This window comes from Mycobacterium sp. E1386 (assembly GCF_001672745.1).
Taxonomy (GTDB): Bacteria; Actinomycetota; Actinomycetes; order Mycobacteriales; family Mycobacteriaceae; genus Mycobacterium.
The window spans coordinates 17,401-37,308 of record NZ_LZKH01000256.1; the positions used below are offsets into that span (position 1 = coordinate 17,401).

Below are 19,908 nucleotides of genomic sequence, written 5' to 3' on the forward strand. Positions count from 1 at the left end.
GGCAGCATATGTTGGCATGGGTCTGTCTCGCCGCGACAAGATTGCGCGCACGCTGCTGGTTTGGACAACGGTCGCTGCCGTGGCGCTCCTTGTCGCGGGCTGCGTGCGAGTCGTCGGCGGCCGCGCCCTGCTGGCTGAACCGAAGCTCGGCCAGGCGGTGGAGTGGACACCGTGCCGGACGGCGAACCCGAAGGTCAAGATTCCCGCCGGCGCGCTGTGCGGCAAGCTGGCGGTACCGGTCGACTACGACCACCTCGACGGAGACGTGGCGACGCTGGCGATGATTCGCTTCCCCGCCACCGGGGACAAGATCGGTTCGTTGGTGATCAACCCCGGCGGTCCCGGCGAGTCCGGTATGGAGGCCGCCCTGGGTGTCGTTCAGTCGCTGCCGAAGCGGGTCCGCGAACGGTTCGATTTGGTCGGCTTCGACCCCCGCGGGGTGGGGTCGTCGCGGCCGTCCGTCTGGTGCAACTCCGACGCCGACAACGACCGGCTGCGCACGGAGCCGAACGTCGACTACAGCCCGGCCGGCGTGGCCCACATCGAGGACGAGACCAAACAATTCGTCGGCCGCTGCGTCGACAAGATGGGGAAGAACTTCCTGGCCAACATCGGCACGGTCAACGTCGCGCGGGATCTGGACGCGATCCGGGCGGCGCTGGGCGACGACAAGCTGACCTACCTCGGCTACTCCTACGGCACCAGGATCGGCTCCGCCTACGCCGAGGCCTACCCCGACAAGGTGCGCGCGATGATCCTCGACGGCGCGGTCGACCCCAACGCCGACCCCATCGAGGCAGATTTGCGCCAGGCCAAGGGTTTTCAGGACGCGTTCAACGACTACGCGACCGATTGCGCGAAGCAATCGAGCTGCCCGCTGGGCACCGATCCGGCCAAGGCCGTCGACGTTTACCACAGCCTGGTCGACCCGCTCGTCGACCCCAACAACCCGATGGTCGGCAGGCCGGCGCCGACGAACGACCCACGGGGACTGAGCTATAGCGACGCCATCGTCGGCACGATCATGGCGCTGTACTCACCGACGTTGTGGCACCACCTGACCGACGGACTGAGCGAACTGGTCAACCACCGCGGCGACACCCTGCTCGCCCTGGCCGACATGTACATGCGTCGCGACGCCCACGGCCACTACACCAATGCGACCGACGCGCGGGTGGCGATCAACTGCGTCGACCAGCCGCCAATCACCGACCGCGCCAAGGTGATTGACGAGGACCGTCGCTCGCGGGAGATCGCGCCGTTCATGAGCTACGGCGCGTTCACCGGCGACGCCCCTCTGGGCACCTGCGCGTTCTGGCCGGTGCCGCCGACGAGCAAGCCGCACACCATCTCCGCGCCCGGCCTGGCGCCGACGGTGGTGGTGTCGACCACCCACGACCCGGCGACGCCCTACAAGGCCGGGGTGGATCTGGCCAATCAGCTGCGCAGTTCGCTGCTCACCTACGACGGAACCCAGCACACGGTGGTGTTCCAGGGCGACGGTTGCATCGACAACTACGTCACGGCGTATCTGGTCGGCGGCGCCACGCCGCCCAGCGGCGCGAAGTGCTAGTGCGCGTGGAGGTCTGACGCCGGCCGCACCCCCGCGAGGGCAGCCAGACGAGACCAAGGCGTAACCGTTTCGCGCCGCTTCGGGTACCCGGGGCTGACACGATGACAGCCATGTCGCGCCTGAGATCATTGAGCTCGGCGCTGCTGTCATTCGGGCTGCTGGTGGGCCAATCGGCGGTGGGACTGCCGGTGGCGGGCGCCACCCCGGAACCCGGTGCGGGGCAGACCCCCGCGCCGAAACCGTCGGTCGCGACGCCGCAGGCCTGGGGGAGCTGCGGCCAATTCGCCACGGACACAAACGAAGTGCCCACCGCGCAATGCACCACCGTCTCCGTCCCGGTCGACTACGACAACCCGGGAGCCGGCCAAGCCAAGCTGGCGGTGATTCGCGTGCCCGCGACCGGCCAACGGATCGGCGCGCTGCTGGTCAATCCGGGCGGTCCCGGCGGGTCCGCGGTGGACATGGTGACCGCGATGGCCCCGAATCTGGAGGGCACGCCCATCAGGCAGCACTTCGACCTGGTCGGCTTCGACCCGCGGGGGGTGGGTCACTCGACCCCGACGCTGCGCTGCCGCTCGGACGCCGAGTTCGACGCCTACCGGCGCGAGCCGATGGTCGACTACAGCCCGGCCGGCGTCGCGCACATCGAACAGCTCTACCAGCAGCTGGCCCAGCAGTGTGTTTCCCGGATGGGCAGCGGGTTTCTGGCCAACGTCGGCACCGCGTCCGTGGCGCGCGACATGGACACGGTCCGCCAGGCGCTGGGCGACGACCAGATCAACTACCTCGGGTACAGCTACGGCACCGAGCTCGGGACGGCCTACCTGGAGAAGTTCGGTGCCCACGTCCGGACGATGGTGCTCGACGGCGCGATCGACCCGACCGTCGGCCCGGTCGACGAAAACGTCCAGCAGATGGCGGGCTTCCAAACCGCCTTCAACGACTACGCCGCCGACTGCGCCCGCTCGGCGGGCTGCCCGCTGGGCACCGACCCGACCCAGTTCGTCAACCGTTACCACGCGCTGGTCGACCCGTTGGTCGCCAAGCCCGGTCGCACGTCGGACCCGCGCGGCCTGAGCTACGCCGACGCCACCACCGGCACCATCAACGCGCTGTACACCCCGGCGCACTGGAAGTACCTGACCAGCGGCCTGCTCGGGCTGCAGCGCGGCACGGACGCGGGCGACCTGCTGCTGCTCGCCGACGACTACGAGGGCCGGGACCGCGGTGGGCATTACACCAACGATCAGGACGCGTTCAACGCGATCCGGTGCGTCGACGCGCCCACGCCGCGGGATTCGGCGAGCTGGGTTTCCGCCGACCAGCGCATCCGCCAGGCCGCGCCGTTCCTCAGCTACGGGCAGTTCACCGGCAACGCGCCCCGCGATCTGTGCGCGCTGTGGCCGGTCCCGGCGACATCGACGCCGCACGCCGCGTCGCCCGCCGCGCCGGGCAAGGTGGTCGTGGTTTCCACCACGCACGACCCGGCCACCCCATATCAGGCCGGCGTGAACCTGGCGCGCCAGCTGGGCGGCCCGTTGATCACCTACGACGGGACTCAGCACACCGCGGTGTTCAACGGCGATCAGTGTGTGGACGCCGCCGTCATGCGTTATCTCGTCGCGGGCACGTTGCCGCCCGCGGCCTACCGCTGCCAGTCATGACCGCACTGAGCAGCCTGTTTGCAATGTTCGCAATTGTTCCGATCGTGCGTCGGTAACACAGAATTAACAGCTGTTGCCTACTGTTTCGGTTATGGATCGCCAGAAGGAATTCGTCCTCCGCACCCTGGAGGAACGGGATATCCGCTTTGTTCGGCTGTGGTTCACCGACGTGCTCGGTTTCCTCAAGTCGGTCGCCATCGCCCCGGCCGAACTCGAAGGCGCCTTCGAGGAAGGGATCGGCTTCGACGGATCCTCGATCGAGGGTTTCTCGCGCGTCTCCGAATCCGACACCGTGGCCAACCCGGACCCCTCGACCTTCCAGGTGCTGCCGTGGGCTTCCGGCGGCCACCACCACTCGGCCCGGATGTTCTGCGACATCACCATGCCGGACGGCTCGCCGTCCTGGGCGGACCCGCGGCATGTGCTGCGCCGCCAGCTGCAGAAGGCCAACGACCTCGGCTTCTCCTGCTACGTCCACCCCGAGATCGAGTTCTTCCTGCTCAAGCCGGGCCCGGACGACGGGTCGGTGCCGGTCCCGGTCGACAACGCCGGCTACTTCGACCAAGCGGTGCACGACTCCGCCTCGAACTTCCGCCGCCACGCGATCGAAGCGCTGGAATTCATGGGCATCTCGGTGGAGTTCAGCCACCACGAAGGCGCGCCCGGCCAGCAGGAGATCGACCTGCGATTCGCCGACGCGCTGTCGATGGCCGACAACGTGATGACGTTCCGCTACGTCATCAAGGAGGTCGCGATCGAGAACGGCGCCCGGGCGTCGTTCATGCCCAAGCCGTTCGGGCAACACCCCGGCTCGGCGATGCACACCCACATGAGCCTGTTCGAGGGTGACGTCAACGCGTTCCACAGCCCCGACGACCCGCTGCAGCTGTCCGACGTCGGCAAGTCGTTCATCGCCGGCATCCTGGAGCACGCCTCCGAGATCAGCGCGGTCACCAATCAGTGGGTCAACTCCTACAAGCGGCTGGTGCAGGGCGGAGAGGCACCCACCGCCGCGTCGTGGGGCGCGGCCAACCGGTCCGCGCTGGTGCGGGTGCCGATGTACACCCCGCACAAGACGTCGTCGCGGCGCATCGAGGTGCGCAGCCCCGACTCGGCCTGCAACCCGTACCTGACGTTCGCCGTGTTGCTGGCCGCCGGGCTGCGCGGGGTGGAGAAGGGCTACGTGCTAGGGCCGCAGGCCGAGGACAACGTGTGGGACCTGACGCCCGAGGAGCGGATCGCGATGGGCTACCGCGAGCTGCCGACCAGCCTGGACAGCGCGCTGCGTGCCATGGAGTCCTCCGAACTCGTCGCGGAAACGTTGGGGGAGCACGTTTTTGACTTCTTCCTGCGCAACAAGCGCACGGAGTGGGCGAACTACCGCAGCCATGTCACGCAGTACGAGCTGAGCACCTACCTGTCGCTGTAACTCGCGTCGCCGTTAACAGGGCGGCCGCCTTGCCCGTGCGATGCGGGGGGTTGCGATACCGTCGTGGGCGTGACCAAACCCGCGACGCAGCGCCCCCGGCTGCCCAGCGTGGGCCGGCTTGGCCTGGTCGATCCTGCCGCGGGCGATCGCCTGGCGCAGCTGGGTTGGTACGACCACGACGACCAAGCCCACGTCGACCTGCTGTGGTCGCTGTCGCGCGCACCCGATCCCGACGCCGCGCTGCGCGCCCTGATTCGGCTGGCGGAGAACCCCGACACCGACTGGAACGAGCTCAACGCCGCGCTGCTCACCGAACGGCCCTTGCGCGGGCGGCTGTTCGCGGTACTCGGCGCGTCGTTGGCCCTCGGGGATCACCTGGCCGTCCACCCGCAGTCGTGGAAACTGTTGCGGGGCAAGGCCAAACTGCCCACGCGCGACGAGCTGCGGGCGGTGTTCACCCAGTGTGTCGACGAGGCGTCGGGTTCGATCGTGCCGCGCCTGCAGACCCTGTACCGCGACCAGCTGCTGGTGCTGGCCGCGCTCGACCTGGCCGCGACGGTGGAAGACGAGCCGGTGCTGCCGTTCACCGTGGTGGGCGCCCAGCTGGCGGACCTGGCGGACGCCGCGCTGGCCGCCGCGCTGCGGGCGGCCGAGGCCAGCGTGTGCGGGGACCGCACACCGCCACGGCTGGCCGTCATCGCGATGGGCAAATGCGGTGCGCGCGAACTGAACTACGTCAGCGACGTCGACGTCATCTTCGTCGGTGAGCGCGCCGACGCGCTCACCACCCGGCTGGCCGGCGAGATGATGCGGATCGCGTCGGAGGCCTTCTTCCAGGTCGATGCCGGGCTGCGGCCCGAGGGCCGCAGCGGCGAGCTGGTCCGCACCGTCGAATCGCACATCGCCTACTACCAGCGCTGGGCGAAAACCTGGGAATTCCAGGCGTTGCTGAAAGCCCGCGCGGCCGTGGGTGATCATGAACTCGCCGAGCGCTACCTGACCGCGTTGATGCCGATGGTGTGGGTCGCCTGCGAGCGCGAGGATTTCGTCAGCGAGGTGCAGGCCATGCGCCGCCGCGTCGAGCAGCTGGTGCCCGCCGACGTGCGCGGCCGCGAGATCAAACTCGGCAGCGGCGGGTTGCGGGACGTGGAGTTCGCAGTGCAGCTGCTGCAGCTGGTGCACGGCCGCAGCGACGATTCGCTGCACGTCGCGTCCACCGTGGACGCGCTCGAGGCGTTGGGGCAGGGCGGCTACGTCGGACGCGAGGACGCGGCGAACCTGACCGCGTCCTACGAATTCCTCCGGCTCCTCGAGCACCGGCTGCAGCTGCAGCGGCTCAAACGCACCCACCTGTTGCCGGAGGCCGAGGACGAGGAGGCCGTGCGCTGGCTGGCCCGCGCCGCGCACATCCGCCCCGACGGGCGGCACGACGCCGCGGGCGTGCTGCGCGAGGAGCTGCGGCACCAGAACCTGCGGGTGTCGCAGCTGCACGCCAAGCTCTTCTACCAGCCGCTGCTGGAGTCGATCGGCCCGGCCGGCCTGGAGATCAGGCACGGCATGACCTCGGAGGCCGCCGAACGGCAGCTCGCTGCGCTCGGCTACGAGGGGCCGCAGACGGCGTTGAAACACATGTCGGCGCTGGTCAACCAGAGCGGCCGGCGGGGGCGCGTGCAGTCGGTGCTGCTGCCCCGACTGCTGAACTGGATGTCCTACGCGCCCGACCCGGACGGCGGGCTGCTGGCCTACCGCCGCCTGTCCGAGGCGCTGGCCGCGGAGACCTGGTATCTGTCCACCCTGCGGGACAAGCCCGCGGTGGCGAAGCGCCTCATGCACGTGCTGGGCACCTCCTCCTACGTGCCGGACCTGTTGATGCGCGCGCCCCGGGTGATCGAGGACTACAGCGACGGTCCGGCCGGCCCCAAGCTGCTCGAAACCGATCCCGCCGCGGTGGCCAGGGCGCTGGTCGCCTCGGCCGGCCGTCACCCCGACGCGGTGCGCGCGATCGCGGCCGCCCGCACGCTGCGCCGCCGCGAACTGGCCCGCATCGGCTCGGCCGACCTGCTCGGCTTCTACGAGGTCACCGACGTGTGCCGGGCGCTCACCTCGGTGTGGGTGGCCGTGCTGCAGGCCGCGCTGGACGCGATCATCCGTGCCAACCTCCCCAAGGACGGCAAGGCGCCGGCGGTTATCGCGGTGATCGGTATGGGCAGGCTGGGCGGCATGGAGTTGGGCTATGGGTCCGACGCCGACGTGATGTTCGTGTGCGAGGCGGCGGCCGGCGTCGAAGACTCGGTGGCGATCCGCTGGTCGACGACGGTGGCCGAGCAGGTCCGCACGCTGCTGGGCACGCCCAGCGTCGACCCGCCGCTGGAGGTGGACGCCAACCTGCGGCCCGAAGGCCGCCAGGGTCCGCTGGTGCGCACACTGGGTGCCTACGCCGCCTACTACCAGCAGTGGGCGCAGCCCTGGGAGATTCAGGCCCTGCTGCGGGCGCACGCGGTCGCCGGCGACGCGGACCTGGGCGAGCGGTTCTTGTTGATGGCCGACGAGACGCGCTACCCACCCGCCGGGGTGTCCGCCGAAGCGGTGCGGGAGATCCGCCGCATCAAGGCCCGCGTCGAGTCCGAACGGTTGCCGCGCGGCGCCGACCCCAACACCCACACCAAGCTGGGCCGCGGGGGACTGGCCGACATCGAATGGACCGTGCAGCTGATGCAGCTGCGGCACGCGCACGAGATTCCCGCCCTGCACAACACCTCGACGCTGCAATGCCTGGACGCGATCGCCGCGGCCGACCTGGTGCCCGCGGAGGAGGTGGATCTGCTGCGGCAGGCGTGGCTCACCGCGACGCGCGCCCGCAACGCGCTGGTGCTGGTCCGCGGCAAGCCGACCGATCAGCTGCCGGGACCCGGACGCCAGCTCAACGCCGTCGCGGTGGCCGCGGGCTGGCCGACCGACGACGGCGGGGAGTTCTTGGACAACTATCTACGGGTGACGCGACGGGCAAAAGTCGTGGTACGGAAGGTGTTTGGCAGTTGAGTCAGGAGGCCGGCGCGTTGGACGCCATATTCGAGGTGCTCGACGCGGCGGAGGCGCAGCGAGTCACAGCGCTCTACGCCCCGTTGGCCGACGCCGTGCGCGAGCTCGTCGACGCCACCATCCGGACCGAAGTCGACGACGACGTCGTCGCCCAGGCACGGTCCGCGATCGAGGCCGTCACCGAGTCGCTGCGGCAACGCACCCGGCCGGTCGGGGTGACTTACCGCGTCGACGGCCGCCCGCTGCCGCTGGGCAACGCCGCGATCGGCGTGTGCAACCCGATCGCGCCGCCGATCGTCGTCCACCACGACGGCGGCGGGCGCTGCTGGAGCGAGTTCGTCCTCGGGTCGGCCTACGAGGGTCCACCGAAGCTGGTGCACGGCGGGGTCAGCGCCCTGGTGCTCGACCACATGCTCGGCGAGGCGGCCAGCGAGGGGCTGTCCAAGGCGCGCTTCACCGGAACGATCACCGTGAAGTACCTGCGCGGCACCCCGCTCGGGCCGCTTCGCTGCGAGGCGTGGGTCGACGGCAAGGAGGGCCGCAAAGTCTTTGCGCGCGGCACGATTTCGGATGCCGCGGGGGTCACCGTCGAGGCCGAGGGCGTCTTCATCGAGCCGGCGTGGGCCCGGGAAGCCGAATGAAGTTCTACATCAGCAGCGCCTTCCTGAACACCCGGGAGATCATCGAGCTCGCCAAGGCTGCCGACGAACTCGGCTACGACGGCATCGGGATTCCCGATCACGTCGTCAACCTGGAGACCCTGAACACCCCGTACCCGTACACCAAGGACGGGCAACGGCGTTGGCAGCCGTTCACGGACTGGCCCGACCCGTGGGTTCTCATCGGCGCGCTGGCTCAGGTCACCACGCGGCTGCGCTTCGTCACCACCGTTTACATCCCCGCGATGCGCAACCCGTATTCGGCCGCCAAAGCCATTGGCACCGCGGCGGTTCTGGCGGCGGGCCGGGTGGAGCTCGGCATCGGCGTCGGCTGGTGCCGTGAGGAATTCGCGTTGATGGGCGAGCGGTTCGAGGCCCGCGGGAAGCGGACCGACGAGATCGTCGACCTGATGCGCGCGCTGTGGCGGACGGGCTGGACGGAATTCGAGGGCACGTTCTATCGCACGCCTCGGCTGGAAATGGAGCCGACGCCGCCGCCGATCCCGGTCTACGTCGGCGGGCTCAGCGACATCGCGCTGCGCCGCGCCGCCCGCAACGACGGCTGGATCGGTGATCTGATCAAGACCGAGCGCGCCATCGAAGCCGTGGGCCGGCTGCGGGAACTGCGGGCCGAAAACGGTTTGTCGATGGAGGATTTCACCATCCTGACGCCGTTGACCGACGCCTTCACCACCGCCGACTACCAACGCGCCGCCGACGCGGGGATCACGGGCATCATTACGATGCCGTGGATGTTCTACGCGGGGCCGGATGCGTCGCTGGCCGACAAGATCGACGGCATGCAGCGCTTTCGCAAGGACCTGGCGCTCGACGGCTAGCTCTTGGCCCTGCTCGCCATGCTCGCCTGCTCGCCTTCGCTCGCCTGCTCGCCTCGACACTTAACCTATGGCGACGACACGCCGCAAACGAGCGCCGTGGTTTATGTCTCGCGAGTTCGATCGCGATTGGGCGGCCCGTGGTAACCCCTTGCAAGCCTGAGAGAATGCCGGGCATGCCAGCGAACATCGACCGGGTGCGTCCGGCGTCCGCGGCGGATGCCGCGGCGTGCCTTGCGATCTACCGCCCGTATGTCGAGCAAACGACGATCAGCTGGGAGGTCGAAGTCCCGAGCGTCGGCGAGATGGCCAACCGCATCCGCGACGCGCACGACTGGCTTGTCCTCGAACGCGACGGCCGGGCCATCGGTTTCGCCTACGGCCACGCGCTGCTACGACTTCCAAGCTTCCAATGGTCGGTGGAAACCGGGATTTATGTCGACCTCGACCATCACCGCACGCGGGGCGGTCGTCAGCTCTACACGCGATTGCTGCGCCGGCTCACGGAGCGCGGCTACCGGAGAGCGTTCGCCGGTATCACCCAACCGAACGAGGCCAGCACCAGCTTTCACCGGTCGTTCGGGTTCCAGGACGCCGGCCTATACCGGCGCGTCGAATGGAAACACGGTCGCTGGCACGACGTCGCGTGGATGCAACTCGACCTGGGCGGCACCGCCGACCCCGACGAGCCGCCTAGCCCGATCGTGTGATTGGTTAGCGGCCCCCGCCGGCACCGCCGCCGACGAAGCCCCCGCCGGCACCGCCACCAACGAAGCCCCCGCCGGCTCCGCCGCCATTGCGGCCGCCGCCGGCACCCCCGCCGATGTGGGCGCTCTTAACCATTACCTGTGCGGTGCTGATAGTCATGGCCCAAAAACTAATGCCGAATCCATTGCCGCCGCAAGGCTTCAAATCTGAACTTTCCGCCACATTTCCTGCAGAAAGCGATGAGTCCACCCGCTCGGCAATCGACGAACTGATCGCGGAGCGGGTGGACTCTTCTCGGAGCTACTGCGGACGAACGTCGAGTTAGACGTCGTAGTAGAGCGCGAACTCGTACGGGTGCGGCCGGATCTGCACCGGCAGGATCTCGTTCTCGCGCTTGAAGCTGATCCACGTCTCGATCAGGTCGGGCGTGAAAACGCCGCCCTCAGTGAGGTATTCGTGGTCCTCTTCCAGCCGGTCGATCACCGCGGACAGCTGGGTGGGCGCCTGCGGGATGTTGGCGGCCTCCTCCGGCGGCAACTCGTACAGGTCCTTGTCCACCGGGGCCTGCGGCTCGATCTTGTTCTTGATGCCGTCGAGCCCGGCCATCAGCATCGCCGAGAACGCCAGGTACGGGTTGCCCGACGAGTCGGGGCAGCGGAACTCGAGCCGCTTGGCCTTCGGGTTGCTGCCGGTGATCGGGATGCGGACACACGCCGAGCGGTTGCGCTGGCTGTAGACCAGGTTGATCGGCGCCTCGTACCCCGGAACCAGTCGCTTGTAGGAGTTGACGGTCGGGTTGGTGAACGCCAGCAGCGACGGGGCATGGTGTAGCAGGCCGCCGATGTAATGCCGCGCGGTGTCCGACAGGCCGGCGTAACCGGTCTCGTCGTACATCAGCGGGCTGCCGTCCTTCCACAGCGACTGGTGGGTGTGCATGCCGGATCCGTTGTCGCCGAACAGCGGCTTGGGCATGAACGTGACGGTCTTGCCGGCCTGCCACGCCGTGTTCTTGACGATGTACTTGTACAGCTGCATGTCGTCGGCGGCGTGCAGCAGCGTGTTGAACTTGTAGTTGATCTCGGCCTGCCCGCCGCTGCCCACCTCGTGGTGGCCCTTCTCCAGGCTGAAGCCCGCCTTGATGAGGTTCGACAGCATGTCCGCCCGCAGGTCGACGTAGTGGTCGACGGGCGCGACCGGGAAGTACCCGCCCTTCGGGCGGACCTTGTAGCCGCGGTTGGGGGTGCCGTCGTTCTCGGTCGGCTCGCCGGTGTTCCACCACCCCGAGATCGCGTCGACCTCGTAGAAGGACCCGTTGGTGCGCGAGTCGAAGGTGACCGAGTCGAAGATGTAGAACTCGGCCTCGGCGCCGAAGTAGGCGGTGTCCGCGACGCCGGTGCTGATCAGGTAGTTCTCCGCCTTGCGGGCGATATTGCGCGGGTCGCGAGAGTACGGCTCGAGGGTGAACGGGTCGTGCACGAAGAAGTTCAGGTTCAGCGTCTTGTGCTCGGTGAACAGGTCGATCTGCGCCGTCGCGGGGTCCGGCAGGAGCAGCATGTCGGACTCATGGATGGACTGGAATCCGCGAATCGACGAGCCGTCGAAGGCCAGGCCGTCCTCGAAGACGCTCTCATCGAAAAACGAAACCGGAATCGTGAAGTGCTGCATGATGCCTGGCAAGTCACAGAACCGGACGTCGACAAACTCGACGTTCTCGTCCTTGACGAGTTTGAAGACGTCGTCGGGCGTCGTTTCCGTCACAGAAATGCTCCTTTACTTGGTGAGATCCGCGGCCTGACGCTATGGAGCAGATGTTGCCCGCCAGTCAACCCCGTGTTGCGCGCACGTTACGCGACCCGTGTCATCCACAAAAGAGGCGGCGTCGGCGGCGGGTTCTATTGTGGGGCCATGGATCGCAAGATCGTATCTGGTCCGGCGCCCGAGCGCAGCGTTGTCTTTTTGGCCCGGCCCGTGCAGGTCAGGGAGCCGAACCCCGGTTTCGGCCGATGACGTCCGAATCGCGGTCCGCGTACCCCGGCGAGAAGCTGGGCCTGCCGGAAACCGGACCGGGGTCCCTGGCCCCGATGGGACGCCGGCTCGGCGCGTTGATGATCGACTGGCTGATCTCCTACGGCCTGGCGGCGCTGGCCCTGCGCTTCGGTGCTTTCTCCGAACACATGCTGGCGACGGCGGTGCTGGCCATCTGGTTCGTGCTGGGCGTGGTCTCGGTGCGGCTGTTCGGCTTCACGCCGGGGCAGTTGGTGCTGGGCCTGCGGGTGGTGCCGGTCGACGGGCAGGCGGCGGTCGGCATCGTCCGCGCGGTGGTGCGGGGCGTGCTGGTGGGAACGGTCGTCCCGGCGTTGTTCACCGACTGGGACGGCCGTGGTCTACAGGATCGGCTGACCGCAACCGCGGTCGTGCGACGCTGAGTCGAGGGCTACTTGCGGCGCACGGTGCGCTGCACGCCCCGCATCTTGCCGGCGTTGGGGAGCGGTCCCTTCGGTAGGACGGCGGCACCGGCCCGCGTTCCCAACGCGGCCAACCGGGACTCCAGCGTGTCCATCTGTTTGGCGGTGATGTTGGCCGGCAGTCGGTTGAGGTGGCGCTCCAGCTTGGACAGCGGAACCTCGTCGTCGCCATTGCCGACGATGATGTCGTAAATCGGCACGTCGCCGATCAGCCGCGCGGTGCGCTTCTTCTCCTGGGCCAGCAGCGGCCGGACCCGTGCCGACGACCCTTCCCCGACCAGAATGACGCCGGGCCGGCCGATGACCCGGTGCACCGCGTCGAGGTGGCCGGTCGCGGCCACCCCCGGCGTCACGCGCCACTTGCCGCGCAAGTTATCCAAAGCCCATGCGGCGGCACCGGTTTGGCCCTCGGCCTTGCTGTAGACGCTCTTCTGGGCGCGGCGGCCGAAGATGATGAAGGCGACCAGCCCGCCCAGCACCACGCCCAGCGGGATCAGGGTGATCATCGTCAGCCCGCCGGCCCACAAACCGACCGCCACCGAGATGGCGATGATCAGGACGAAGGCACCGATCATGTAGGGCAGCAGCCGCTTGTCCTCGCGGCGCTGCATGTTGAACGCCTGCCACAGCTGGGCGCGCCGCTCCTTCGCGGCGGCCTTGCGCGCGGCTTGCGCCTGCGCTCGGGCGGCCTTGTTCTCAGCGGCGTTGCGGGGTTTAGCCATAGTCAAAGAATACGTACCGGCGCCGGTGACTAGCGCGCCGCGGCATCTTCAGGCGCGGGTGCGCGCGGCCTGCTCGTAGAGCCGGCCCGCCCGGTAGGACGACCGCACCAGCGGCCCGGCCAGCACGCCGGCGAAGCCCAGCGCCTCGGCGTGCCGGGCGAACTCGACGAACTCGTCGGGATGCACCCAGCGTTCGACCGGATGGTGCCGCGTCGACGGTCGCAGGTATTGGGTGATGGTGACGATGTCGCAGCCGGCGCCCCGCAGGTCGGCCAGGGCGGTGCGCACCTCATCGGCGGTTTCGCCCAGCCCGAGAATGAGATTGCTCTTGGTGACCAGCCCGGCATCGCGCGCCGCGGTGATGACGCCGAGGCTGCGCCGGTAGCTGAACGCGGGCCGGATCCGCTTGAAGATGCGGGGCACGGTTTCGACGTTGTGCGCCAACACTTCCGGGCGGGACCCGAAAACCTCGGCAAGCCGGGCGGGCTCGCCGTTGAAGTCGGGGATCAACAGTTCGACGCCGGTCGACGGGTTGAGTTCCTTGATGGCGCGCACCGTCTCGGCGTAGAGCCAGGCCCCGCCGTCGGGCAGGTCATCGCGGGCCACGCCGGTGATGGTCGCGTAACGCAGTCCCATGGTGCGCACGCTGTCGGCGACGCGCCTCGGCTCGTCGCGGTCCAAGTCGGCGGGCTTGCCGGTGTCGATCTGGCAGAAGTCGCAGCGCCGGGTGCACTGGTCACCACCGATCAGAAAGGTGGCTTCCCGGTCCTCCCAGCACTCGAAGATGTTGGGGCAGCCGGCCTCTTCGCAGACCGTGTGCAGTCCCTCGCGGCGGACCAGGCCCTTCAACTGGGTGTATTCGGGTCCCATCCGGGCCCGGACCTTGATCCACGGCGGCTTGCGTTCGATCGGCGTTTGCGCGTTGCGGACCTCGAGGCGCAGCAATTTGCGGCCTTCGGGTGCGACAGTCACATGGCTGATGCTACGCGCGTGCCCGGGTGTTCCTGGACCGGCAGGGCGCCGTCGAGGGCATCGCAGACCGCGGCGGCCACGGCCGCGCGGACGTCGTCGACCACCACCGGACGTCCCAGCTCGGCGGACAACGACGTCACGCCGGCGTCGCTGATGCCACAGGGCACGATCGTGCCGAACGCGCCGAGGTCGCAGTCGCAGTTGAGCGCGAACCCGTGCAGGGTGGTCGCGCGTGACACCCGGACGCCGATGGCCGCCACCTTGCGGTCGGGGCGGCCGCCACTGCCGGGCACCCACACCCCGGAGCGGCCGTGCACCCGGCATGTCTGAAGGCCCAGGTCGCCGCACACCTTGATCAGCGCCTCCTCGAGGCGGCGAACGTAGTTCACCACGTCGAGCGGTTCAGCCAGGCCGATGATCGGATACCCGACCAGCTGCCCCGGGCCGTGCCAGGTGATCTTGCCGCCGCGGTCGGTGTCGACCACGGGGGTGCCGTTCACCGGCCGTTCGTGCGGCTCGGTGCGCCGCCCCGCGGTGTAGACGGGCGGGTGCTCCAGCAGCAGCAGTGTGTCGCTGCCGCCGGCGACCCTCGCATCGGCCAGCTCGCGCTGCAGCTGCCAGGCGGTGCGGTAGTCGACCGTTCCGAGCTGGCGAACGTCGATCGCGGCCCGGCTGGACCGGATGGAGTCGATCACGTTCGCGACGGTACTCGCCGGGCAGGCGCCCCGCGACGCCGCGCCACGCTGGCGTGACGCTGGGCGGCGTCAGCCACACTCGCCGGCCGTGGCTAGTCGCGGTCGCGTCGCGCCGTGGCGTAGCCGAGCGCCTCACCAATCGTGTTGTGGTGGAACTGGAAACCGGCCCGCTCCAGCGCGGACGGGATGGCGCGCTGGCCGATCAGCACACCCTCGTCGGCGAACTCACCGAGCGCGGCCCGCACGGCGAACCCAGGCATCATCAACGGCGTCGGTCGGTTGACCGCCCGCCCGAATGCGGTGGTGAATTCGGCATTGGTGACCGGCGCGGGCCCGGTCAGGTTGACCGGCCCGGACAGCGCGGTGTTGGTGATCGCGAACAGCAGCGCGCGCACCTCGTCCTCCAGGGTGATCCAGGACATGTATTGACGGCCGCTGCCCAGCCTGGCCCCGAGGCCCGTCCGAAACAACGGCCGTAGGCGCCCCAGCGCGCCGCCCGCGGGGGAGAACACCAGCCCGGTGCGGGCGAGCACCACCCGGGCGCCACCGTATTGCGCCGGCAGCGTGGCGGCCTCCCAGTCTTCGCACAGCTGGGCCAGGAATCCCTTTCCCGCCCGGTCGTTTTCGTCGACCACGCGGTCCTTGGTGTTCCCGTAGTAGCCCACCGCGCTGGCGTTGACCAGGGTGCCCACCCCGGCCTCGGCGACGGCGTGCGCCAAGACTTCGGTGGGAGCGATGCGGCTGTCCCGCAGGCCCTGCTTGAAGGCGCCCGACCAGCGACGCTGGCCGATGTTGACACCGCACAGGTTGACGACGGCGTCGACGTCGCTGATCGCGTCGACGTCGATCTCGCCGCTCTCGGGGTTCCAGTGCAATTCGTCGGAATTCGACGGCGCGCGGCGCACGATGCGCAACACCCGGTGGTCGGCCGCACGCAGCGCCGCGGTCAAAGCGGATCCGATCAGTCCGGACGAACCCGCTATGGCGATGACGAGCTTGGCCACCGTATGCCCGCCCCCCTAAAGACCCAAGTCGGCCTCGAACGCTCCCTCTTCGAGCCGGTTCTTGATCGTGGTGAGGAAGCGTCCGGCATCAGCGCCGTCGATGAGCCGATGGTCATAGGTGAGCGGGAGATAGCAGATGGAGCGCACGCCGATGGACTCGTTGCCGAATTCGTCGACTATCACCCTGGGCCGCTTCACGATGGCCCCGGTGCCCAGCATGGCGGCCTGCGGCGGGACCAGGATGGGGGTGTCGAACAACGCGCCCTGGCTGCCGATGTTGGTGATGGTGAAGGTTCCGCCGGACAGTTCGTCCGGTTTGAGGTCACCGGAGCGGGCGCGCGCGGCGATGTCGGCGATGGCCCGGGCCAGTCCCGCCAGCGAGAGGTCGCCGGCGTTGTGGATGACGGGGGAGAGCAGGCCCTGATCGGTGTCGACGGCGAAGCCGAGATGTTCGGCGTCGTAGTAGGTGATCTCCTTGGTCTGCTCGTTGTAGCTCGCGTTGATGTTGGGGTGGATCTTCAACGCGTCGATCACCGCCCTGGCGATGAACGGCAGGAACGTCAGGTTCACCCCCTCGCGTTCGGCGAACGCCGACTTCGCCCTGGCCCGCAACCCGACGATCCTGGTCATGTCGACCTCGTGCGTCTGGGTGAGCTGGGCCGTGGCCTGCAGGGATTCCCGAGTTTTGTTCGCCGTGAGCTGGCGGATCCGGCTGGCCTTCTGCGTGGTGCCGCGCAGGTGCGCCAGCGCCGGCGCCGGGGTGGGCGCGGCCGCCGGAGCCGGCTTGCCGTCCCGGGCCGGCGCGGCAGCGGGCGGCGCCTGCGGCGGCGCGGGCGCCTTCTGGGCCTGTTGCTTCTTTTCCGCCGCGGCGAGCACGTCTTGCTTGCGGATGCGGCCGCCGACGCCGGTGCCGCTGATTTCGGCGAGATCGATGTTGTGCTCGGTGGCAAGTTTGCGCACCAGCGGGGTCACGTACGGTGCGCCGTTCGGGCTCGAGCCGCTCGGCTCGGCCGCCGGTTGTGCCTGCGCCGGTTGGGCTTTCGGTGCGGGCTCGGGCTGCGAAACCGGCTGCGGTTCGGGCTTCGCCTCGGCCTTGGGCGGCTCGGGTGCCGGCTCGGGCTTGGGTTCCGGTTTGGGGGCGGGCGGGGGCGTGGGCGCGGAAGCGGCTTCCGAGCCGCTGCCGATGCGGGCCAGCTCGCCGCCGACCGGGACGGTGGCGTCCTCTTCGGCGGTGATGCTGATCAGGACGCCGGCCACCGGGGACGGGATCTCGGTGTCCACCTTGTCGGTCGACACCTCCACCAGCGCGTCGTCCACCTGGACCGAGTCGCCGACCTTCTTCAGCCAGCGGGTCACCGTGCCCTCGGCCACAGACTCGCCGAGCTCGGGCATCAACACCGGGGTGGCGTCGCCGCCGCCGGAGCTCTGCGCAGCGGGCTGGGGCTCGGGCTCCGGCTGGGCCGGCGCTTCGGGTTCGGGCTCGGGTTGGGCCGGCGGGGCGGATTCGGCCTGCGGCTCGGGCTGGCTGGGCGCCTGCGGGGCCGCCTCGGAACCGCCGCCCTCCGAACCACCCTCCGCCGAGTCGCCGATCACGGCCAGCTCGCCGCCCACCTCGACGGTGTCGTCCTCCTGGGCGACGATCTTGGTCAGCACACCCGCGGCGGGCGACGGGATTTCGGTGTCGACCTTGTCGGTGGACACCTCGACGAGGGGCTCGTCGAGCTCGACCGTGTCGCCTTCCTGCTTGAGCCACCGGGTGACCGTCCCTTCGGTGACGCTCTCACCGAGTGCCGGCATCTGGACGGAGAAGGCCATCGTTTTTGACTCCTCGATCGCTCGTGGGTCGGGGTGGGTCGAACATGTCGCTAGCCGTTCGAAGTAACTATCCAAAACTATCCTGTCACTGCGTCCGCACCGGCACACATCCAGGGCGGACCGCGCGCGGTTGCCGGGACGCCCCGAACGCCCTTGCTACGGTGTGGCCACTGCAGTTGAAGCGGGGAGGTCGGAGATGCCGGCAACACAACAGCTAGTCCAGCATTTCGTCGACAGCGCCGACGGCGCGCGAATCGCGGTCTACGAGGAAGGCAACCCCGACGGGCCCACCGTCGTGTTGGTGCACGGCTTCCCCGACTCCCACGTGCTGTGGGGCGGTGTCGTGCCGCTGCTGGCCGACCGGTTCCGCATCCTGCGGTACGACAACCGTGGCGTCGGTGAGTCCTCGGCGCCCAAGCCGGTGTCGGCGTACCGCATGGACCGGTTCGCCGATGACTTCGCCGCGGTGACCGCCGAGCTCAGCCCCGGCCGGCCCGTGCACGTGCTCGCCCACGACTGGGGCTCGGTCGGCGTGTGGCACTACCTGAAGCGGCCGGGCGCCGCTGACCGGGTCGCCACGTTCACGTCGGTGTCCGGCCCCAGCCAGGACCAACTGGTCGACTACATCTTCAGCGGCCTGCGGCGGCCCTGGCGCCCGCGCACCTTCGCCCGGGCGATCAGCCAGGCGCTGCGGCTGACCTACATGATCTTCTTCTCGATCCCGGTGCTCGCGCCGCTGGCGTTGCGGCTGACGCTGTCGATCCCGGCGCTTCGGCGCAACGCGGTGGACAACATCCCCGTCGAGCAGATTCACCACTCGCCGCACCTGGCCCGCGACGCCGCCCGTTCGGTGAAGACCTATCCCGCCAACTACTTTCGCTCGTTCTCCGGCCGCGGGCAGGGCGTCCACGTCGTCGACGTGCCCGTGCAGCTGATCGTCAACACCAAGGACAAGTACGTGCGGCCGTACGGGTACGACCACACCCCGCGCTTCGTGCCGCGGCTGTGGCGGCGCGACATCAAGGCCGGCCACTTTTCGCCGATGTCCCACCCGCAGGTGATGGCGGCTGCGGTGCACGAGTTCGCCGACCTGGCCGAGGGCAAACCACCCAGCCGCGCGCTACTGCGCGCGCAGGTCGGCCGCCCCCGCGGATCCTTCGGCGACACCCTGGTGTCGGTCACCGGCGCCGGCAGCGGAATCGGTCGCGAGACGGCGTTCGCGTTCGCACGGGAGGGCGCCGAGCTGGTCATCAGCGACATCGACGAGGCGGCCGTCAAGGCCACGGCCGACGAGATCGCCACCCGCGGCGGCGTCGCGCACCCCTACGTGCTGGACGTGTCCGACGCCGCGGCCGTGGAGGCGTTCGCCGAGCGGGTCAGCGCCGAGCACGGGGTGCCCGACATCGTGGTCAACAACGCCGGCATCGGCCAAGCCGGGGGCTTCCTGGACACCCCGGCCGACCAGTTCGACCGGGTGCTCGACGTTAACCTGGGCGGCGTGGTCAACGGCTGCCGGTCCTTCGCGCGCCGGCTGGTCGAGCGGGGCACCGGCGGGTACATCGTCAACGTGTCGTCGATGGCCGCCTACGCCCCGCTGCAGTCGCTGAACGCGTACTGCACCTCGAAGGCGGCGACCTACATGTTCTCCGATTGCCTGCGCGCCGAACTCGACGCCGCGGGAGTGGGGCTGACCACTATCTGCCCGGGCGTCATCGACACCAACATCATCAACACCACCCGGTTCGACGCGCCCGCCGGAAAGGTCGAACAGGTCGACGGCCGGCGCGGCCAGCTCGGCAAGATGTTCGCGCTGCGGCACTACGGCCCCGACAAGGTCGCCAACGCGATCCTGTCGTCGGTCAAGAAGAAGAAGCCGATTCGCCCCGTGGCCCCCGAAGCCTATGCGCTGTACGGACTTTCGCGCGTCGCGCCGCAGGGCCTGCGCAACTTCGCGCGGATGCGGGTGATCTGACCCGCGGTTCAGGTGCCCGCCCGCGCCGCGCCCTGACGGCCCGTGAGCAACACCCCGCCGATCGCGATCAGCCCGATGACGGCCAGCGGAATGGACCACATGCGCCGACTGCCCACCGACGACTGGCACTGCGCCACATAGTCGGTGTGGGGCACGACCTGATTCAGGATCGGGATGTTCGCCACGCTGTTGTTGTTCGCGCTTCTGGCCGCGGACAGGTCCGTCGCGACGGCGTTGCCGCACCCGATCGAATGGCCGTTGCCGTCGGAAATCGACACCGGCGCCAACAGCCCGATCACACCGGCCAGCAAAAGAACCGCGCCCACACCGAGGATCAACCGTCGAATCGTCACGA

Annotated in this window: 17 protein-coding genes; 9 read left to right on the top strand and 8 right to left on the bottom strand. The window is 69.1% G+C overall.

Annotated elements, in window-relative coordinates; all coding sequences use genetic code 11:
- Positions 1 to 16: 16 nt before the first annotated feature.
- From A5709_RS25950 to A5709_RS25980, 7 genes are all read left to right on the top strand, one after another.
- Positions 17 to 1,573, top strand: a complete 1,557-nt coding sequence (locus tag A5709_RS25950; protein ID WP_068123558.1) for an alpha/beta hydrolase — start codon at positions 17 to 19, stop codon at positions 1,571 to 1,573.
- Positions 1,574 to 1,674: 101 nt separating this feature from the next.
- On the top strand, positions 1,675 to 3,237 hold the full coding sequence (locus A5709_RS25955) for an alpha/beta hydrolase (protein WP_156768159.1): 1,563 nt from the start codon (positions 1,675 to 1,677) through the stop codon (positions 3,235 to 3,237).
- A 91-nt stretch (positions 3,238 to 3,328) separates the two neighbouring features.
- On the top strand, positions 3,329 to 4,666 hold the full coding sequence (locus A5709_RS25960; protein WP_067947454.1) for a glutamine synthetase family protein: 1,338 nt from the start codon (positions 3,329 to 3,331) through the stop codon (positions 4,664 to 4,666).
- A gap of 63 nt (positions 4,667 to 4,729) precedes the next feature.
- The gene (locus tag A5709_RS25965) at positions 4,730 to 7,705 is read left to right on the top strand and encodes a bifunctional [glutamine synthetase] adenylyltransferase/[glutamine synthetase]-adenylyl-L-tyrosine phosphorylase (RefSeq protein ID WP_068123563.1); all 2,976 of its coding nucleotides are present in this window, start codon (positions 4,730 to 4,732) and stop codon (positions 7,703 to 7,705) included.
- On the top strand, positions 7,702 to 8,346 hold the full coding sequence (locus tag A5709_RS25970; RefSeq protein ID WP_067947458.1) for a PaaI family thioesterase: 645 nt from the start codon (positions 7,702 to 7,704) through the stop codon (positions 8,344 to 8,346). Before A5709_RS25965 ends, A5709_RS25970 begins: the two co-directional genes overlap by 4 nt.
- Positions 8,343 to 9,203, top strand: coding sequence for a TIGR03619 family F420-dependent LLM class oxidoreductase (locus tag A5709_RS25975; protein WP_068123566.1), 861 nt, complete (start codon positions 8,343 to 8,345; stop codon positions 9,201 to 9,203). The genes A5709_RS25970 and A5709_RS25975 overlap by 4 nt, the downstream gene beginning before the upstream one ends.
- A 173-nt stretch (positions 9,204 to 9,376) precedes the next feature.
- Positions 9,377 to 9,910, top strand: coding sequence for a GNAT family N-acetyltransferase (locus A5709_RS25980; RefSeq protein WP_068123589.1), 534 nt, complete (start codon positions 9,377 to 9,379; stop codon positions 9,908 to 9,910).
- 4 nt (positions 9,911 to 9,914) lie between these two features.
- On the opposite strand, the gene A5709_RS28275 is transcribed toward A5709_RS25980, so the two are convergent.
- Both A5709_RS28275 and glnA read right to left on the bottom strand, forming a co-directional pair.
- The gene (locus A5709_RS28275; protein ID WP_156768160.1) at positions 9,915 to 10,067 is read right to left on the bottom strand and encodes a hypothetical protein; all 153 of its coding nucleotides are present in this window, start codon (positions 10,065 to 10,067) and stop codon (positions 9,915 to 9,917) included.
- 162 nt (positions 10,068 to 10,229) lie between these two features.
- Entirely contained in the window at positions 10,230 to 11,666 is a 1,437-nt protein-coding gene (gene glnA, locus A5709_RS25985; protein WP_067947462.1) for a type I glutamate--ammonia ligase, read from the bottom strand.
- A 245-nt stretch (positions 11,667 to 11,911) separates the two neighbouring features.
- On the opposite strand from glnA, the gene A5709_RS25990 reads away from it, so the two are divergent.
- A complete protein-coding gene (locus A5709_RS25990) occupies positions 11,912 to 12,334 on the top strand; it encodes an RDD family protein (protein WP_067947463.1) in 423 nt (140 codons plus the stop codon).
- Positions 12,335 to 12,342: 8 nt separating this feature from the next.
- On the opposite strand, the gene A5709_RS25995 is transcribed toward A5709_RS25990, so the two are convergent.
- From A5709_RS25995 to sucB, 5 genes are all read right to left on the bottom strand, one after another.
- Positions 12,343 to 13,095, bottom strand: coding sequence for a DUF4191 domain-containing protein (locus tag A5709_RS25995; protein WP_067947466.1), 753 nt, complete (start codon positions 13,093 to 13,095; stop codon positions 12,343 to 12,345).
- Between the two features lie 48 nt (positions 13,096 to 13,143).
- On the bottom strand, positions 13,144 to 14,067 hold the full coding sequence (lipA, locus tag A5709_RS26000; RefSeq protein ID WP_068123569.1) for a lipoyl synthase: 924 nt from the start codon (positions 14,065 to 14,067) through the stop codon (positions 13,144 to 13,146).
- A complete protein-coding gene (gene lipB, locus A5709_RS26005; protein ID WP_068123572.1) occupies positions 14,064 to 14,762 on the bottom strand; it encodes a lipoyl(octanoyl) transferase LipB in 699 nt (232 codons plus the stop codon). Before lipB ends, lipA begins: the two co-directional genes overlap by 4 nt.
- Before the next feature lie 92 nt (positions 14,763 to 14,854).
- Positions 14,855 to 15,766 (bottom strand): TIGR01777 family oxidoreductase, encoded by a 912-nt coding sequence (locus A5709_RS26010; RefSeq protein ID WP_068008166.1) that lies wholly within the window; start codon positions 15,764 to 15,766, stop codon positions 14,855 to 14,857.
- A gap of 15 nt (positions 15,767 to 15,781) precedes the next feature.
- Positions 15,782 to 17,581, bottom strand: coding sequence for a 2-oxoglutarate dehydrogenase, E2 component, dihydrolipoamide succinyltransferase (gene sucB / locus A5709_RS26015; RefSeq protein WP_068008163.1), 1,800 nt, complete (start codon positions 17,579 to 17,581; stop codon positions 15,782 to 15,784).
- Positions 17,582 to 17,777: 196 nt separating this feature from the next.
- On the opposite strand from sucB, the gene A5709_RS26020 reads away from it, so the two are divergent.
- The gene (locus A5709_RS26020) at positions 17,778 to 19,553 is read left to right on the top strand and encodes an SDR family oxidoreductase (protein WP_068008160.1); all 1,776 of its coding nucleotides are present in this window, start codon (positions 17,778 to 17,780) and stop codon (positions 19,551 to 19,553) included.
- A gap of 8 nt (positions 19,554 to 19,561) precedes the next feature.
- On the opposite strand, the gene A5709_RS26025 is transcribed toward A5709_RS26020, so the two are convergent.
- A complete protein-coding gene (locus tag A5709_RS26025) occupies positions 19,562 to 19,906 on the bottom strand; it encodes an aminopeptidase (protein ID WP_068008255.1) in 345 nt (114 codons plus the stop codon).
- Positions 19,907 to 19,908 lie beyond the last annotated feature (2 nt).

What these genes read in the sequence shown, in the direction of transcription:
- A5709_RS25990 (WP_067947463.1), top strand. Translation starts at nt 11,912, where the DNA reads ATGACGTCCGAATCGCGGTCCGCGTACCCCGGCGAGAAGCTGGGCCTG.
- A5709_RS26020 (WP_068008160.1), top strand. Translation starts at nt 17,778, where the DNA reads ATGCCGGCAACACAACAGCTAGTCCAGCATTTCGTCGACAGCGCCGAC.
- sucB (WP_068008163.1), bottom strand. Translation starts at nt 17,581, where the DNA reads ATGGCCTTCTCCGTCCAGATGCCGGCACTCGGTGAGAGCGTCACCGAA.
- A5709_RS28275 (WP_156768160.1), bottom strand. Translation starts at nt 10,067, where the DNA reads ATGACTATCAGCACCGCACAGGTAATGGTTAAGAGCGCCCACATCGGC.
- A5709_RS25960 (WP_067947454.1), top strand. Translation starts at nt 3,329, where the DNA reads ATGGATCGCCAGAAGGAATTCGTCCTCCGCACCCTGGAGGAACGGGAT.
- A5709_RS25975 (WP_068123566.1), top strand. Translation starts at nt 8,343, where the DNA reads ATGAAGTTCTACATCAGCAGCGCCTTCCTGAACACCCGGGAGATCATC.
- A5709_RS25955 (WP_156768159.1), top strand. Translation starts at nt 1,675, where the DNA reads ATGACAGCCATGTCGCGCCTGAGATCATTGAGCTCGGCGCTGCTGTCA.
- A5709_RS25995 (WP_067947466.1), bottom strand. Translation starts at nt 13,095, where the DNA reads ATGGCTAAACCCCGCAACGCCGCTGAGAACAAGGCCGCCCGAGCGCAG.
- A5709_RS25950 (WP_068123558.1), top strand. Translation starts at nt 17, where the DNA reads ATGGGTCTGTCTCGCCGCGACAAGATTGCGCGCACGCTGCTGGTTTGG.
- A5709_RS25980 (WP_068123589.1), top strand. Translation starts at nt 9,377, where the DNA reads ATGCCAGCGAACATCGACCGGGTGCGTCCGGCGTCCGCGGCGGATGCC.